This window comes from Variovorax paradoxus, from assembly GCF_000834655.1.
GTDB classification, from domain to species: Bacteria; Pseudomonadota; Gammaproteobacteria; order Burkholderiales; family Burkholderiaceae_C; genus Variovorax; species Variovorax paradoxus_F.
In genome coordinates, this window is the sequence record NZ_JXQQ01000020.1 from 125,136 (window position 1) to 140,923 (window position 15,788).

The window sequence follows — 15,788 nt, forward strand, 5'->3', positions numbered from 1 at the left end:
CACCAGCCATGAATCGCATGGAGCCATTGCGCAAGATCGAGGCAGGCGTCCTCGAAGTCGCCTACTACGAAACCGGCCCCGCAGACGGGCCGCCCGTGCTGCTGATGCACGGCTTTCCGTACGACATCCACACCTACGCCGAAGTCGCGCCGATGCTCGCCGCCCACGACTGCCGCGTCATCGTGCCGTACATGCGCGGCTACGGCGGCACGCGCTTTCTGGCCGATGCCACGCCGCGCTCGGGCGAGCAGGCCGCATTCGGTGCCGACCTGCTCGCGCTGCTCGATGCATTGAAGATCGATCGCGCGGTCCTCGCCGGTTACGACTGGGGCGGCCGCGCCGCCTGCGTGGTCGCGGCGCTGTGGCCCGAGCGCTGCGCGGGGCTGGTCTCGCTCAACAGCTACAACATCCAGAACATCGCCAAGGCGATGGAGCCGGACACGGCCGAGAACGAGCACAGCCTTTGGTACCAGTACTACTTTCACAGCGAGCGCGGCCGCGCCGGCCTCGCGAAGGACCGCAACGCCATCGCGAAGCTGCTGTGGAAGCTGTGGTCGCCGACCTGGCAGTTCGACGACGCCACCTTCGCCCGCAGCGCCGCCGCCTTCGACCACCCCGACTTCGTCGACGTGGTGATCCATTCGTACCGCCACCGTTTCGGCCTCGTGCCGGGCGACCCGGCGTATGCGGACATCGAGCGCCGCCTCGCCGCGCAGCCCGCGATCGCCGTGCCCGCCATCACCTTCGACGGCATCGACGACGGCGTGCGGCCACCGGCCGATGCCTCGGCGCACGCGCACCGTTTCAGCGGCCCGCGCTCGCACCGCCTCGTGCCCGGCGCAGGCCACAACCTGCCGCAGGAAGCACCCCGCACCTTCGCCGATGCGGTGCTGGAACTGGTGCCCGCATTGCGCAACAACAAGCCATGACCGACCACACCCCCAAGACCTTGTCCGAACACCCCTGCTTCGGCGGCGTGCAGAGTTTTCACGAGCACGCCTCGCAGGAAATCGGGTTGCCGATGCGCTTCTCGGTCTACCTGCCGCCGCAGGCCGCAAACGGGCCGGTGCCGGCCTTGCTGTACCTCGCGGGCCTTACCTGCAACGAGGAAACCTTCGCCATCAAGGCCGGCGCGCAGCGCATGGCCGCGAGCCTGGGACTTGCGCTGATCGCGCCCGACACCAGCCCGCGCGGCCCCGCCGCGGAGAGCGCGCCCGGCGCGAAGGACGACTGGGACTTCGGCATCGGCGCCGGCTTCTACCTGGATGCCACGCGCGAGCCCTGGGCCACGCACTGGCGCATGGAAAGCTGGATCGTCCACGAGCTGCTGCCCCTGGTGGCGCAGCACTTCGCGATCGACGGCCAGCGCATCGGCATCTTCGGCCATTCCATGGGCGGCCACGGCGCGCTCACGCTGGCGTTGCGGCATCCGGGGCGCTTCAAGTCGCTCTCGGCATTCGCGCCGATCTGCGCGCCCACCGAGTGCCCATGGGGCGAGAAGGCGTTCAGCGGCTACCTGGGTGCCCCCGGCGTGGACCGCGCGCAGTGGCTCGCGCACGACGCGAGCGCGCTCATGCGCTCGCAGACCGTGGCGCCCTATCCGCAAGGCATCCTCATCGACCAGGGGCTGGCCGACAAATTCCTCACCGAGCAACTTAAGCCCGAGGCCTTCGAGGCCGCCTGCTTTGCCGCCGGCCAGCCGCTCACGCTGCGCCGCCACGCGGGCTACGACCACGGCTACTACTTCATCCAGAGCTTCATGGCCGACCACATCGCGCACCACGCGCAATCGCTGCACACCTGATCGACTGCGGCGGATGCCCGCCGTATCATGAAACGCATGTCCGCCGCACAAATCCCCGCCTTCCACCTGCGGTCGCGCGATGGCACCGCCGAAGAGAGCATCGTGCTGGCCGGCATCTGGCGCCGCGCATGGATCTCGGCCAACCGCGGCGCCGCCTTCATCGAACCCATCTCGCACTGGCTCAAGCGCGTACAGGCCGAGTTCGTGCCGCCGGCCGATGTGGTGCTGGCCGAACGCGACGGCCAGGTGCTTGCATTCATGGTGCTGCTGGAGCGGCGCGAATACGTGGCGCAACTGTTCGTCGAGCCGCACCTGCGCAACCAGGGCCTCGGACAGGCGCTGCTCGACGAAGCCTGCGTGCGCATACCGACCGGCTGGCGCCTGCACGTGGCCACCACCAACACCGCCGCGCAGCGCTTCTACGAACGCTACGGCCTCCTGCGCGGCACGGTCGACCATCACCCCACCAGCGGGCGCGAACGCATTGCCTACCATTGGTCGCCCTCGCGCCCGCCATGGCGCACGAACTGAGCGGCCCCTTCATTTGTCTTGCCACATGCGCATCGACCACATCGCACTCTGGACCACCGATCTCGAACGCTGCAAGCGTTTCTATGTCGATTACTTCGGTGCGACGGCCGGCGCGGGCTACGTCAACCCGGCCAAGGGTTTCGCCTCGTGCTTCCTGAGCCTGGGCGATGGCGCCCGCATCGAGGCGATGACCACCAGCACCCTTTCACCCGTGGCGGCCGAAGCCGGCGCGCAGCGCATGGGCTGGACGCACCTGGCGATCAGCGTGGGCTCCGATGCCGCGGTCGATGCGCTCACGCAGCGGCTCGAGGCCGACGGCTATCCGCTGCTCGACGGCCCGCGCCGCACCGGCGGCGGCTACTACGAGAGCGTGGTGCTCGACCCGGACGGCAACCGCATCGAGATCACGTCCTGAACCTCACGGAGACACCCTCATGCACTTCCTGTTGATCTACGACACCGCCCCCGACTACCTCCAGCGCCGCGGCGAGTTCCGCGACGTGCACCTGGCCTTCGCGTGGCAGGCCGTGGAACGCGGCGAGCTGCTGCTCGGCGGCGCCACCGGCAACCCGCCCGACGGCGCGCTGCTCTTGTTCGAAGCCGACTCGCCCGAAGTGCCCGAGGCTTTCGCCAAGGCCGACCCGTATGTGCTCAACGGCATCGTGACGGGCTGGCGCGTCACGGCCTGGAACACCGTGGTCGGCGCGGAGGCATCGACACCCGTCAGGCCCGCGGCGAACGCCCGGCGATGAGCGATTTCGTCCAGAGCCTTCACGAGGTCTTCGAGCGGCTGGGCCGCATCCAGACGCGCCGCATGTTCGGCGGCCACGGCGTGTGGCACGAGGGCCGCATGATCGCGCTCGTCGCGAAGGACGCGCTCTACCTGAAGTCCGATACCGGCAGCGCCGGGCATTTCGACAGGCTCGACCTGCCGCCCTTCACCTACGTGCGCCAGGGCAAGGAGATGCCCATGTCGTACCGGCTCGCACCGGCCGATCTCTTCGAGGACCGCGAAGAGGCCGCGCGCTGGGGCCGCCTGGCCTACGAAGCCGCGCTGCGCTCGGGCCAGCCGCCGAAACAACCCAAACCCAAGACCGTCGCAAAAAAATCCGCGGCGAAAAAGACGCCCGCAAAGAAAGCCTCAGTGAAGACCAAGAAAGCATCCTCCCGGTGAGCGACGACACATCCACGTTGCAGCCCCTGCCCGAACGCGAGCAGATCGCCCTGCTTGAGCCCTTCGAGGGCCTCGACCTGAAAGACATCGTCGTCGTCACCACGCTGCAGGAGGCCGAGCACGCCGCCGCCACCTTGCTGGCGGCGGGTGTCGCTGGCTTCGACACCGAATCCAAGCCCACCTTCGCGAAGAACGAGGTCTCGGGCGGCCCGCACGTGGTGCAGTTCGCCACGCGCGAGCGGGCCTGGCTTTTCCAGCTGCACCGCACCGAATGCAACCCGGTGGTCGCCGCGCTGATCGCCTCGACCGAACTGAAGAAGGTCGGCTTCGGCCTTTCGACCGACCTCACGCTGATCCGCAACCGCCTGAATATCGAGCCGGGCGCGGTGTACGACATCGACAACGAATTCCGCCGGCGCGGCTACCGCAAGTCGGTGGGCGTGAAGACCGCGGTGGCGCTGGTGTTCGACCGGCGCTTCATGAAGTCGCGCAAGGCGACCACCTCGAACTGGGCCAACAGGCAGCTGACCGACTCGCAGATCCGCTATGCGGCCAACGATGCCTACGCATCGATCCGCGTGTACGACGCGCTATTCGCCGGCGCCTGAACCCACAGGGCCGATAACGGCGCCTCAGTCGCGCCCGGCCTCCAGGATCGCCTGCGCGAGCCGCGCGGGGTTCGAGAAGAACATCTCGTGGCTGCCGGGGCACTCCACCAGCCTGAAAAGCCCCAGCCGCTCCGACAGGCGCGGATGCCACGGCAGGCTGTGCGGCAGCGCGATGTCCTGCTGGCAGTTGACGTAGGACTTCCCGAGCGCAAGGGCCGCAAGCGGCTGCTTCAACCGGATCTTGTCGGTGAAGGTGCGGTACGGGTGCGGGTTCAGCTTTTCGTAGGCGGCCTGGGCAAGCGGCAGGTCGGCGTCGTTGATGAAGGCATCGCGCCACACCTCGAACGGCAAGGTCACGGCGTTGCCGTTCGCTGCGGCGATGGCGTCGAACATCGCGATGTAGTGCGGCGGCACCATGTCGTTGAGCGATTCCCCGTCGAGCGGCACGAATGCGTTGATGTAGACCAGGCGCTTCAACCGGTGCGCGATGCGGTCCGCCACGCCCGAGATCACCATGCCGCCGTAGCTGTGGCCTGCCAGGCGAACCTCGGTCAAATCTTTCTCCTCGATGTAGCGCACGGCCGAGGCAATGGCGTCTTCGAGGGTGGTCGCTGCGCGGTCGTCGCCGGCGCGGTTACCCGCAAGCGTCGGGCAATGCACGGTGTGGCCGGCTTTGCGCAGGCCATCGGCCACGGCTTCGATTTCCGCGCCGGTGTGCCAGGCGCCGTGGACGAGAACATAGGTGTCGGACATGGGTGTCTCCTTTCTGGGGGTGGCAAGGAGAACGACTTTACGAACGGCTGCGCGATGCGGATGGCCGCGGCCTGCCACGGACATGGCCGGTTCGCGCCACGCGTGGGTTTGTTGTGGTTCAATAATTCAACGATACTTGAATGATGGAAGAAAACGACGTCGTCCGATCCCTCGCCGCGCTGGCGCAGCCGATACGCCTGCGGGTATTTCGCGCTCTCGTGGTGGCCGGCCCGTCGGGCCTGACGCCCGGCGCACTGACCGAAACGCTGGGGGTCCCGGCGACGGGCCTGTCTTTCCATCTCAAGGAGCTCGTTCACGCGGGCCTGATCTCGCAGGAGCGCCAGGGCCGCAACCTCATCTGCCGCGCATCGTTCGAGCGGATGAACACCCTCCTCGGCTATCTCACCGAGCATTGCTGCGAAGGCGAAGCGTGCGCGGTCGACGGCAAGGCCGCAGCCTGCGGTTGCTGAGACAGAAGCCTTCATCCGAATGCTCCCGGCCGTCTTCATCTTCGTCTTCACGCTCGTGCTGGTGATCTGGCAGCCGCGCGGGCTGGGCATCGGCTGGAGCGCCTCGCTCGGCGCGGTGCTCGCCTTGCTTTTCGGCGTCGTGCAACTGGCCGACATCCCGGTCGTCTGGGGCATCGTGTGGAACGCGACCGCCACGTTCATCGCCGTCATCCTCATCAGCCTGCTGCTCGACGAGGCCGGCTTCTTCGAGTGGGCCGCGCTTCACGTGGCACGCTGGGGCAAGGGGCGCGGGCGGTTGCTCTTCGCATTCATCGTTTTGTTGGGCGCCGCGGTCTCGGCGCTGTTCGCCAACGACGGCGCGGCGCTGATCCTCACGCCCATCGTGATGGCCATGCTCGTCGCGCTGGGCTTCACCCCCGCCGCCACGCTCGCATTCGTCATGGCGGCAGGCTTCATTGCCGATACCGCCAGCCTGCCGCTCGTCGTGTCGAACCTGGTGAACATCGTCTCGGCCGACTTCTTCGGGATCGGCTTCAACGCCTATGCGTCGGTCATGGTTCCCGTGAACATCGCGGCGGTGCTCGCCAGCCTCGCGGTGCTGATGCTGTATTTCGGCCGCGACATTCCCGCGCGCTACGACGTGGCGCAGCTCAGGGCGCCGGCCGATGCCGTGCGCGACCGCGCGACATTCCGTGCGGGCTGGGTCGTGCTGGTGCTGCTGCTCGTGGGCTTCTTCGGCCTGGAGCCGCTGGGCGTGCCGGTCAGCGCGGTGGCTGCCGCGGGTGCGGCCCTCCTGCTCGCGGTGGCTGCGCGCGGCCATGTCATCAGCACGCGCAAGGTGCTGCATGGCGCGCCGTGGCAGATCGTCGTGTTCTCGCTGGGCATGTACCTGGTGGTCTACGGCCTTCGGAATGCGGGGCTCACCGGCCGGATCGCCTCGCTTCTGGACGTCTTCGCGCAGGGCGGCATCTGGGGCGCGGCCATGGGCACCGGCTTTCTCGCGGCGGCGCTCTCTTCGGTCATGAACAACATGCCGACGGTGCTGGTCGGCGCGCTGTCCATCGACGCATCGGGCGCGAGCGGCCTCGTGAAGGAAGCGATGGTCTACGCCAACGTGATCGGCTGCGACCTCGGCCCGAAGATCACGCCCATCGGCAGCCTCGCCACGCTGCTCTGGCTGCACGTGCTCGAAAAGAAAGGCACGCGCATCGCCTGGGGCCACTACTTCAGGACCGGCATCGTGCTGACGGTGCCAGTGCTGCTCGCCGCGCTGGCCGCGCTGGCGCTCCGATTGACCCTCCCACTGCCATGAACGACATCACCATCTATCACAACCCCGCCTGCGGCACGTCGCGCAACGTGCTCGCACTGATCCGCAACACGGGCGACGAGCCCACCGTCATCGAGTACCTGAAGACCCCGCCCGACCGCGCCACGCTGCAACGGCTGATTGCTGCGATGGGCGTGCCGGTGCGCGAGGTGCTGCGCCAGAAGGGAACGCCCTACGACGAACTCGGCCTCGGCGATGCGAAGTGGCGCGACGACGAGCTGATCGACTTCATGCTTCAGCACCCGATCCTCATCAACCGCCCGATCGTGGTGACGCCGATCGCCACGCGCCTGTGCCGGCCGTCCGAAGCGGTGCTCGACATCCTGCCGCGCCCTCAGCGCGGCGCGTTCAGCAAGGAAGATGGCGAAGCCGTCGTCGACGCGAAAGGCCAGCGTGTTGCCAGGCCTTGACGATCTTCCCAACCTCGACGCTGCAGCGTTTCGCCAGCCCGCCCTGCAGGCGCTGCTGCCCGACAGGCGCGCGGCGCACGCACCACGCATCCTGCTGCTCTACGGCTCGGTGCGCGAGCGTTCCTACAGCCGGCTGCTGACCGAAGAGGCCGCACGCCTGCTGCGCGCGATGGGCGCCGAGCCGCGCATCTACGATCCGCGCGGCCTGCCGCTGCCCGACGGCGCACCCGAAGACCATCCGAAGGTGCAGGAACTTCGCACGCTCGCGCAATGGTCCGAAGGCATGGTGTGGACATCGCCCGAACGCCACGGCGCGATGACCGGCATCATGAAAGCGCAGATCGACTGGATTCCGCTGGCCGTCGGCTCGGTGCGACCCACCCAGGGCAAGACGCTCGCGGTGATGGAGGTGTCGGGCGGCTCGCAGTCGTTCAACGCGGTGAACCAGCTGCGCGTGCTCGGCCGCTGGATGCGCATGATCACGATCCCCAACCAGTCGTCGGTGGCCAAGGCATTCATGGAGTTCGACGACGACGGGCGCATGAAGCCTTCGCCGTATTACGAGCGCGTGGTGGACGTGATGGAAGAACTGGTGAAGTTCACGCTGCTCACGCGCGACTGTGCGGACCACCTGGTCGACCGCTACAGCGAGCGGCGCGAGAGTGCGGAGGCCCTGTCGAAGCGGGTCAACCTGCGCAGCATCTGAACGCGGCGCGGCGCGGCTCAGCGCAGGCGCCGCAGCTCGCCCGGCGTGTGCCCCAGGTGCCGGCGGCACTGCCGCACGAAGTGCGAGGCATCGCTCAGCCCGACGCGAAAGCCGATTTCGGCGACGCTCAACCGGTCGAAGCGCGCATCGGCCAGCATGCGCTGCGCCACCTGCATGCGAAAGCCGGTGAGCGCGGTGGCGAAGGTGGTGGCGCCATCGGCCAGGCACCGGTGCAGGCTGCGTTCCGAAATGCCGAGCTCGCGCGCCACGCCCGCGGCCGTGAGGCCCGGCTCGGCATGGCGCTCGCGGGTGGCGTCGAGCACGCGCTGCCGCAGCGCGGCGCGGCCCCCCCGATCGGGCGCCGCGGGCATTGCGGCCGATTGCCCGAACGCCAGCGAAAGCAGCCCGCCCAGCTGGTCGGTCAGGAGCGCCGGCGGCAGCGGCGGCCGGGCGGCCACCTCGGGCGAGAGTTGCTGCGCGAAGCCGGCGAGCACACCGCCCCAGCCTGTGCGCCCGTCGAGGCGGTGCGCCACGAGGTCGCCGGCATCGGGCAGCCATGCGTCGACCCAGGCGGTCGGCAGCTCCAGCGAGATCGTGTCGGCCGACTGCAGCAGGTGAAAGGCGTAGCAGCGCCGCGAATCGACCAGCACCACGTCGCCGGGCAGCATGCGCGCGGAGCGGTCGTCCTGCACGACCACCCAGGGCGAGTCGGTCTTGCAGAGCAGGTAGTAGTAGTTGCTGCGGCTGTGGGCGATGGCGCGGCGCGTGCGGTAGACGTCCTGCGCCGTGCCGCGCACCCGGTTCACGCCCAGCGGGCCGAGCGGCACGGATTCGAGCGTGGCGCCGAAGGTGCGGGCCTCGGTGCTGGTCACGTCCATTTCGAGGAAGCCCTCGCAGATCGCGCCGATCCAGTAGTCCAGGCGCTGGTGCTGCGGCACGGCCTCGGTCGACCAGGTCTGGATGGCGGCAGGGGCGACGGCGTGCGACATCCCGCCAACATAGCCAGCCCGGGCGCGTTTGCCAAGCGGGTATAGACGCCCTCCGACTGCGGGCGGCGATGGCCCCCGGCACAATGGCCGCCACACCGACCATCACCAACCGCACACGCAAGAAGGGCGCAACGGACATGAGCAACAAAAGCGATTTCGGACTGATCGGCCTGGCCGTCATGGGCCAGAACCTCGTGCTAAACGTGGAAAGCCGCGGCTTCCAGGTCAGCGTCTACAACCGCACCGAGGCCACCACCGAGGCCTTCGTCGCCGCGAACCCCGGCAAGAAGCTGGTGGGCGCCAAGACGCTCGAGGAGTTCGTCCAGAGCCTGGCCAAGCCCCGCAAGATCCAGATCATGGTCAAGGCCGGCGCACCGGTGGACCAGGTGATCGAACAACTCATTCCGCTGCTGGACAAGGACGACATCGTCATCGACGGAGGCAACAGCCTCTACACCGACACCGAGCGCCGCGACGCGTACCTCTCGAGCAAAGGCTTGCGCTTCATCGGCGCGGGCGTCTCGGGCGGCGAGGAAGGCGCGCGCAAGGGACCCTCGATCATGCCGGGCGGCCCGCTTTCCACCTGGGAGGTGATGAAGCCGATCTTCGAGAGCATCGCGGCCAAGGTGGACGGCGAGCCCTGCGTGATCCACATCGGCCCCGGCGGCGCGGGCCACTACGTGAAGATGGTGCACAACGGCATCGAGTACGGCGACATGCAGCTGATCTGCGAGGCCTACAGCCTGTTCAAGGCCGCCGGCTTCACCACCGACGAGATGGCCGCTATCTTCAACGAGTGGAACGACGGCGAGCTGCAGAGCTACCTGATCCAGATCACCGCCAAGGCGCTCGAGCAGAAGGAACCCGAAACGGGCAAGCCGATCGTCGACGTGATCCTGGACAAGGCCGGCCAGAAGGGAACGGGCCAGTGGACGCTCATCAACGCGGCCGAGAACGCGGTGGTCATCAGCACCATCAACGCAGCGGTCGAGGCGCGCGTGCTCTCGTCGCAGAAGAAGGCGCGCGTGGCGGCGAGCAAGGTGCTGCAGGGCCCGAAGATCGAACTCTCGCTGGAGAAGAAGGCGCTGGTGGCCAAGGTGCACGACGCGCTCTATGCCTCCAAGGTCATCAGCTACACGCAGGGCTTCGACCTCATCAAGACGATGGGCGACAAGAAGGACTGGAAGCTCGACCTGGGCCGCATCGCGGCAATCTGGCGCGGCGGCTGCATCATCCGCGCGCGCTTCCTGAACCGCATCACCGACGCCTTCCGCACCGACCCGGCGCTGGCCAACCTGATGCTCGATCCGTTCTTCAAGGACCTGCTCAATCGCACCCAGCAGAACTGGCGCGAGGTGGTGGCGCTGGCGGTGAGCAACGGCATCCCGGTGCCGGCGTTCAGCGCCTCGCTCGCCTACTACGACAGCTACCGCACCGAGCGCCTGCCGGCGAACCTCTTGCAGGCACAGCGCGACTTCTTCGGCGCGCACACCTACGAGCGCACGGACAAGCCCGAAGGCCAGTTCTTCCATACCGACTGGCCCGAAGTGATCGGCTAAGTTCTGGCTCTCCCCCAGGCTGCGCGCACTTCGTGTCGCTTCGCCAACCCCCTTCCGGGGGCAACACCTGCGGCCCGGCAAAGCCGGTTCCGCGGTGTTTCCCGAAAGGGCCTGCCCGATTGACCGTGACGGGCTCGCGTGGCACAACGCGGCATGCATGCGCCGGAACCCCATGACTACCCCAGTCACCTCGTGGAGGACTGGCAGCTCGCGGACGGCACGCGCGTGCGCATCCGGCCGATCCACGCGGACGACCTGGCGATGCACACGGCGTTCGTGGACGGACTCTCGAAGGAAACCGGCTACCACCGCCTGCTCTCGCCGCGCAAGCCGCAGCCCGACGAGCTCTGGCGCATGACCCACATCGACTACGACCGCGAGCTCGCGCTCATCGCGACCACGGTGGTCGATGGCGCCGAGCAGCAGATGGGCGTGGTGCGATACGTGCGTGGCGACACGCCCGAGACGGCGCACGTCGCCGAATTCGCCGTGGTGATCGGCGATGCGTGGCAGCACCGCGGCGTCGCGCTCAAGCTCCTGCGGAAGCTGATCGACGCGGCCACCGCGGCTGGCGTGAAGCAGCTGGCGGACATCACGCTCTACGACAACGTCGGCATGCTCGCGCTCGCGCGCAAGCTGGGGTTCAAGGTGCAGCGCGATCCGGGCAATCCGAACGTCACGCGGCTGCAGCTGGCGCTCGATGCGCCCGCGCGGTAACGAGGCCCTAGCCCAGCAGCCCGAGCTTGGACACCACCTTGCCCAGCGGCTTGCGCTCGCCCACGAGCGCCACCGCCACGTAGCGAAGCGCCTGTCCCGGCACGGCGGCCACGGCTTCGCCGAAGGCCGCATAGTTGGTGGTCTGCTGGCCCTGCACCGGAAAATCGACCACGTCGCATTCGGTCGTCGCCATCGCCTTGTGGCGCACCGCGGCCAGCTCGTCCTGGCTCGCGCCGAGCACGGCGATGCCGATCGGGATGAGGCCCGGATGCACGCCGCCCGACGCATCGACCAGCGGCGCGCCCACCAGCCCCGGATGGCGTTGGCCGACGGTGAGCGCCACGACGGCCGCGGCGTTGGCCGCGAGCCCGGCGGGCAAGGCGTTGTCGACGACGATCACGCAGCGTTCGGGAAGTGCGGAAGAAGGGGAAGGGACGGAATCGTTCATGAAGAGGTCTTGCGGGATTTTGAAGACGGGGACGACGGGGACGACGGCGACGCTGATGGAGGCGCATCGAGCCGCCGCAGCGCATGGCCCACCTCGGCGCGGAACCGCGAGAGCGCGTGCAGCGACGCATCGGCGGGCACGAAGGCGCTCCACAGCAGGTCGGTGAGCTGCGACGCGGTCTCCTCGATGTCGGGTTTCCTGCCGGAGACCACGTAGTCCCAAAGCACGTGTTCCATCGAACCGAAGACCATGTCGCGCAGCAGCCGCAGCGGCAAGCCGTCGCGCAACTCGCCAGCCTCGCGCGCAGCGGCCAGCGCATGCATGAACGGCCCGGTATAGCGGCGCTTGAGGTCGGCGATGACGCCGCCGAACGCCGCATCGGCCGTGCGCCCTTCGCTCAGCACCAGTGCGCAGATGCCGGCGCCCTCGCCCATCAGGTTGACCAGGTGCTTGCGCACGGTAAATGCCAACTGCGCGCGCAGTCCGTTGAGCTGCGGCAGCTCGCGCTCGACCTCTTCGGAGATCTGGTCGTACCAGCGGCGGATGACTTCGAGGCACAGCTCGCGCTTGCTGCCGAAATAGGTGAACACGGTGGCCTCGGAGACGCCCAGGCGCTGCGCGATCTCCAGCGTGGTGGCGCGCTCGAAACCCTTCTCGGCGAAGACCTCCTTGGCAACTGCAAGCAGGCTCTCGATGCGGCGGCCGGATTTCCCGCTGTGGGCCGCGCGCGGCGGCTTCGTGGTGGCGTTCTGGGGCATGAATGAAGTTTTCTGAGTGTCACTTGATCATAGTTCACTCTGAAAATCATCGGCTCCTCAGATTAATTGAGCCTTACTTGAAAACCATTGCACCACCGCGCCCGCGCTCCGAGGCTGTGCGGCGACCAGCCGGCCCCCGTCCACATGCACCCTTTTGGTAAAGCGCCACACCCGAAGAAATGGCGGCAGCAAACTTAAATCTACTTCCTTATGATGCGAAACCTTTTTCCGCCGGAAGCAGAGAGCCCTGTCCATGGTCCAGCTCGCGTTGCGTCGTCCTTACACCTTCATCGTCATGGCGATGCTGATCGTGCTGGCCACGCCCTTTGTCCTGGCGCGCATGGCCACCGACATCTTTCCGGAGATCAACATCCCGGTGGTCAGCGTCATCTGGAACTACACCGGCCTGCCGGCCCAGGAGATGGGCCAGCGCATCTCGGGCCAGGTCGAGCGGGGCCTGACCACCACGGTGAGCGACATCGAGCACATCGAGTCGCAGTCGCTCGCGGGCGTGTCGATCATCAAGGTGTTCTTCCAGCCCACGGCCAACATCGAGATGGCGATCTCGCAGGTGGTGGCCTCGATGCAGGCGCAGGTGCGGCAATTGCCGCCGGGCATCACGCCGCCGCTGGTCATCAAGTATTCGGCTTCCAGCGTGCCGGTGATCCAGCTGGCGCTCTCCAGCCCCACGCGCTCTGAAAACTCGCTCTTCGACGCCACCGTCAACCAGCTGCGCCCGCAGCTCATCACCGTGCCGGGCGCGGCGATTCCCTTTCCCTACGGCGGCAAGAACAGGCTCATTTCGGTGGACCTGGACACCCAGGCGATGCAGGCGCGCGGCCTCACGCCGGCCGACGTGGTGAACGCGGTCAACACGCAGAACCTGATCCTCCCCTCGGGCACCGCCAAGTTCGGCGCCACCGAATACAGCGTGCGCATGAACGGTTCGCCCGACGCCATCGCAGGCCTGAACGACCTGCCGGTGCGCACCGTGAACGGCGCCACCACATACCTGCGCGACGTGGCCTTCGTGCGCGACGGCTTCTCGCCGCAGACCAACATCGTGCGCCAGGACGGCGTGCGCGGCGTGCTGCTGTCGGTGCTCAAGAACGGCGGCGCGTCCACGCTGGACATCGTGGCGAACATCCGCGCGATGCTGCCGATCGCCACCCAGTCGATGCCGCAGGACATCAAGGTCACGCCGCTCTTCGACCAGTCGGTGTTCGTGAAAGCCGCCGTGAAGGGCGTGGTGTTCGAAGCCATCCTGGCGGCCGCGCTCACGGCCGCGATGGTGCTTCTCTTCCTGGGCAACTGGCGCAGCACGCTCATCATCGGCCTCACGATTCCGCTGTCGATCCTGGCCTCGATCCTGGTCCTGTATTCGCTGGGCGAAACGCTCAACCTCATGACGCTCGGGGGCCTCGCACTCTCGGTGGGCATATTGGTGGACCAGGCGATCGTGACCATCGAGAACATCGAGCGCCACCTGCACATGGGCACGCCGCTGAAGGAAGCCATCGAGGTGGGCGCGGGCGAAATCGGCAGCGCCGCCTTCGTCTCCACGCTGTGCATCTGCATCGTGTTCGTGCCGATGTTCTTTCTCTCGGGCGTGGCGCGCTTCCTGTTCGTGCCGCTGGCCGAGGCGGTGGTGTTCGCGATGCTGGCCTCCTACCTGCTCTCGCGCACCCTGGTGCCGACGCTGGTGATGCTGCTGATGGGCGGCGTGCATACGCAGCCGGCCGACGGTGCCGCGCCCAGGAAACCCAGCGCGCTGCAGCGCGTCTATCAAAGCTTCGACCGCCGCTTCGAGCGCGTGCGCCGCGCCTACACGCTGCTGCTGTCGGTGGTGCTTTCGAAGCGCGGCGGCTTCATCGGCCTCTTCCTCGGCTTCTGCCTGCTGTCCTGCCTGCTGTACCCGGTGCTGGGCCGCGACTTCTTCCCGACCGTGGACGCCGGCCAGATCCGCCTGCACGTGCGCGCGCCCACCGGCACCCGCATCGAGGAAACCGCGCGCCTCACCGACCGGGTGGAAGTGGCCATCCGCGAGCTGGTGCCGCCCGACCAACTGGAGACCATCCTGGACAACCTGGGCATCCCCAACAGCGGCATCAACCTCTCGTACAGCAACGCCGGCACCATCGGCACCTTCGATGCGGAGCTGCTGCTCTCGCTGAAGGAAGGCCACCGGCCCACCGAGCACTTCGTCTCGGTGCTGCGCGCGGAGCTCCCCAAGCGTTTTCCGGGCATCGAGTTCTTCTTTCAGCCGGCGGACATCGTCACGCAGATCCTGAACTTCGGCCTGCCCGCGGCCATCGACGTGCAGTTCAGCGGCAACGACACGGCCGGCAACGCAGCCCGCGCGGCCGAGCTCACGAAAGCGATCAAGCAGATCCCGGGCGCGGTGGATGCGCACGTGCACCAGCGGCTCGACGGCCCCAGCCTCAGCCTGCAGATGGACCGCACGCGGCTGCAGCAGTACGGCCTCACGGCGGCCAACGTCGGGCAGAACGTGCTGATCGCGCTGTCGGGCAGCTCGCAGACGGCGCCGGCCTTCTGGCTCAACCCGGTGAACGGCGTGGTCTACAGCATCGCGGTGCAGACGCCGCAATACAACATCGACTCGCTCGATTCGCTGCTCAACATCCCGGTGGGCACGGGCGGCGCCGCGGCGGCCAGCGGCGCCTCGCAACAGCTGCTGGGCAACCTGGTCGAGGCGCAGGCCTCGCGCCAGCCGGCCATCCAGTCGCGCTACAACATCGCGCCGGTCATCGACGTGTACGTGAGCGTGCAGGGCACCGACCTCGCGACCGTCGCCTCCAAGGTGCAGGTGCTGGTCGACGAGATGCGGCCCAGGCTCTCGCGCGGCAGCCAGGTCACCATCCGCGGGCAGGTGCAGACGATGCAGTCGTCGTTCATCGGGCTGGGCGTGGGTCTGGTGATGGCGATCGTGCTGGTGTACCTGCTGATCGTGGTCACCTTCCAGTCGTGGCTGGATGCCACCATCATCATCACCGCCCTGCCCGCGGCGCTCGCGGGCATCGCTTGGATGCTGTTCATCACCGGCACCACGCTGAGCGTGCCCGCGCTCACCGGCGCGATCATGACGATGGGGGTGGCCACGGCCAACTCGATCCTGCTGGTGTCGTTCGCACGCGAGCGCCTGCAGGCCGGCATTCCGCCGCTCTCGGCCGCGCTCGAAGGCGGCGCCACCCGCATCCGCCCGGTGCTGATGACGGCGCTGGCGATGATCATCGGCATGATCCCCATGGCGCTGGGCCTGGGCGAAGGCGCCGAGCAGAACGCGCCGCTCGGCCGAGCGGTCATCGGTGGCCTGCTTTTTGCCACGGTGTCGACATTGTTTTTCGTCCCCGCCGTGTTCGCGGGGGTGCACAGTCGGCTTGCGCATCGCAAGGCGGCACGCGAAGAAGCCGGCCATTCGGCGCAACCGCCAGCGGGCGCAGCGCCCCAGGAGAACTAGGACTTGACCCCCACGCTCATTCACTTCGTGTATTCGCTGCCCCCCGAGGGGGC

The 15,788-nt window shown here is 67.8% G+C and carries 18 protein-coding genes; 14 read left to right on the forward strand and 4 right to left on the reverse strand.

Translation table 11 applies throughout. The features are described from left to right. The first annotated feature begins 8 nt into the window (after positions 1-8). The 7 genes from RT97_RS09825 to RT97_RS09855 are packed head-to-tail and all read left to right on the forward strand — an operon-like array spanning position 9 to position 4,117. On the forward strand, positions 9-929 hold the full coding sequence (locus tag RT97_RS09825; protein ID WP_042578591.1) for an alpha/beta fold hydrolase: 921 nt from the start codon (positions 9-11) through the stop codon (positions 927-929). Then, entirely contained in the window at positions 926-1,804 is an 879-nt protein-coding gene (fghA, locus tag RT97_RS09830) for an S-formylglutathione hydrolase (protein ID WP_042578592.1), read from the forward strand. The genes RT97_RS09825 and fghA overlap by 4 nt, the downstream gene beginning before the upstream one ends. 36 nt (positions 1,805-1,840) lie before the next feature. Then, positions 1,841-2,335 carry a GNAT family N-acetyltransferase gene (locus RT97_RS09835; RefSeq protein ID WP_253278199.1) on the forward strand — a complete coding sequence of 165 codons (495 nt, stop codon included), beginning with the start codon at positions 1,841-1,843 and terminating at the stop codon, positions 2,333-2,335. A gap of 25 nt (positions 2,336-2,360) precedes the next feature. Next, complete coding sequence (locus tag RT97_RS09840; RefSeq protein ID WP_042578594.1) at positions 2,361-2,750, forward strand: VOC family protein; 390 nt, start codon at positions 2,361-2,363, stop codon at positions 2,748-2,750. Between the two features lie 19 nt (positions 2,751-2,769). Then, positions 2,770-3,087 carry a YciI-like protein gene (locus RT97_RS09845; protein ID WP_042578595.1) on the forward strand — a complete coding sequence of 106 codons (318 nt, stop codon included), beginning with the start codon at positions 2,770-2,772 and terminating at the stop codon, positions 3,085-3,087. Next, positions 3,084-3,509 carry a TfoX/Sxy family protein gene (locus tag RT97_RS09850; protein WP_042578596.1) on the forward strand — a complete coding sequence of 142 codons (426 nt, stop codon included), beginning with the start codon at positions 3,084-3,086 and terminating at the stop codon, positions 3,507-3,509. Before RT97_RS09845 ends, RT97_RS09850 begins: the two co-directional genes overlap by 4 nt. Continuing rightward, on the forward strand, positions 3,506-4,117 hold the full coding sequence (locus RT97_RS09855) for a 3'-5' exonuclease (protein WP_042578597.1): 612 nt from the start codon (positions 3,506-3,508) through the stop codon (positions 4,115-4,117). Before RT97_RS09850 ends, RT97_RS09855 begins: the two co-directional genes overlap by 4 nt. 24 nt (positions 4,118-4,141) lie before the next feature. Here RT97_RS09855 and RT97_RS09860 read toward each other — a convergent pair whose 3' ends face one another. Next, on the reverse strand, positions 4,142-4,870 hold the full coding sequence (locus RT97_RS09860; protein ID WP_042578598.1) for an alpha/beta fold hydrolase: 729 nt from the start codon (positions 4,868-4,870) through the stop codon (positions 4,142-4,144). A 143-nt stretch (positions 4,871-5,013) separates the two neighbouring features. On the opposite strand from RT97_RS09860, the gene RT97_RS09865 reads away from it, so the two are divergent. The 4 genes from RT97_RS09865 to arsH are packed head-to-tail and all read left to right on the forward strand — an operon-like array spanning position 5,014 to position 7,786. Next, positions 5,014-5,340 carry an ArsR/SmtB family transcription factor gene (locus RT97_RS09865; RefSeq protein ID WP_042578646.1) on the forward strand — a complete coding sequence of 109 codons (327 nt, stop codon included), beginning with the start codon at positions 5,014-5,016 and terminating at the stop codon, positions 5,338-5,340. 19 nt (positions 5,341-5,359) lie between these two features. Beyond that, on the forward strand, positions 5,360-6,652 hold the full coding sequence (locus tag RT97_RS09870; RefSeq protein ID WP_042578599.1) for an arsenic transporter: 1,293 nt from the start codon (positions 5,360-5,362) through the stop codon (positions 6,650-6,652). Beyond that, positions 6,649-7,080 carry an arsenate reductase (glutaredoxin) gene (gene arsC / locus RT97_RS09875; RefSeq protein WP_042578600.1) on the forward strand — a complete coding sequence of 144 codons (432 nt, stop codon included), beginning with the start codon at positions 6,649-6,651 and terminating at the stop codon, positions 7,078-7,080. Before RT97_RS09870 ends, arsC begins: the two co-directional genes overlap by 4 nt. Beyond that, a complete protein-coding gene (gene arsH / locus RT97_RS09880; RefSeq protein WP_042578601.1) occupies positions 7,031-7,786 on the forward strand; it encodes an arsenical resistance protein ArsH in 756 nt (251 codons plus the stop codon). The genes arsC and arsH overlap by 50 nt, the downstream gene beginning before the upstream one ends. A 17-nt stretch (positions 7,787-7,803) precedes the next feature. On the opposite strand, the gene RT97_RS09885 is transcribed toward arsH, so the two are convergent. Next, positions 7,804-8,775, reverse strand: a complete 972-nt coding sequence (locus tag RT97_RS09885; RefSeq protein ID WP_042578602.1) for a helix-turn-helix domain-containing protein — start codon at positions 8,773-8,775, stop codon at positions 7,804-7,806. 137 nt (positions 8,776-8,912) lie between these two features. Between RT97_RS09885 and gnd the strand changes: the two genes are divergently transcribed. Both gnd and RT97_RS09895 read left to right on the forward strand, forming a co-directional pair. Then, complete coding sequence (gene gnd / locus RT97_RS09890) at positions 8,913-10,334, forward strand: decarboxylating NADP(+)-dependent phosphogluconate dehydrogenase (RefSeq protein ID WP_042578647.1); 1,422 nt, start codon at positions 8,913-8,915, stop codon at positions 10,332-10,334. 153 nt (positions 10,335-10,487) lie between these two features. Continuing rightward, positions 10,488-11,051 carry a GNAT family N-acetyltransferase gene (locus tag RT97_RS09895; protein ID WP_042578603.1) on the forward strand — a complete coding sequence of 188 codons (564 nt, stop codon included), beginning with the start codon at positions 10,488-10,490 and terminating at the stop codon, positions 11,049-11,051. Positions 11,052-11,058: 7 nt separating this feature from the next. Here the strand turns inward: RT97_RS09895 and RT97_RS09900 are convergent, their stop codons facing one another. Both RT97_RS09900 and RT97_RS09905 read right to left on the reverse strand, forming a co-directional pair. Further along, the gene (locus RT97_RS09900) at positions 11,059-11,499 is read right to left on the reverse strand and encodes a DUF2000 domain-containing protein (RefSeq protein ID WP_042578604.1); all 441 of its coding nucleotides are present in this window, start codon (positions 11,497-11,499) and stop codon (positions 11,059-11,061) included. After that, a complete protein-coding gene (locus RT97_RS09905) occupies positions 11,496-12,257 on the reverse strand; it encodes a TetR/AcrR family transcriptional regulator (RefSeq protein WP_042578605.1) in 762 nt (253 codons plus the stop codon). Before RT97_RS09905 ends, RT97_RS09900 begins: the two co-directional genes overlap by 4 nt. Before the next feature lie 247 nt (positions 12,258-12,504). On the opposite strand from RT97_RS09905, the gene RT97_RS09910 reads away from it, so the two are divergent. Beyond that, a complete protein-coding gene (locus RT97_RS09910; RefSeq protein WP_042578606.1) occupies positions 12,505-15,735 on the forward strand; it encodes an efflux RND transporter permease subunit in 3,231 nt (1,076 codons plus the stop codon). Positions 15,736-15,788: the final 53 nt, after the last annotated feature.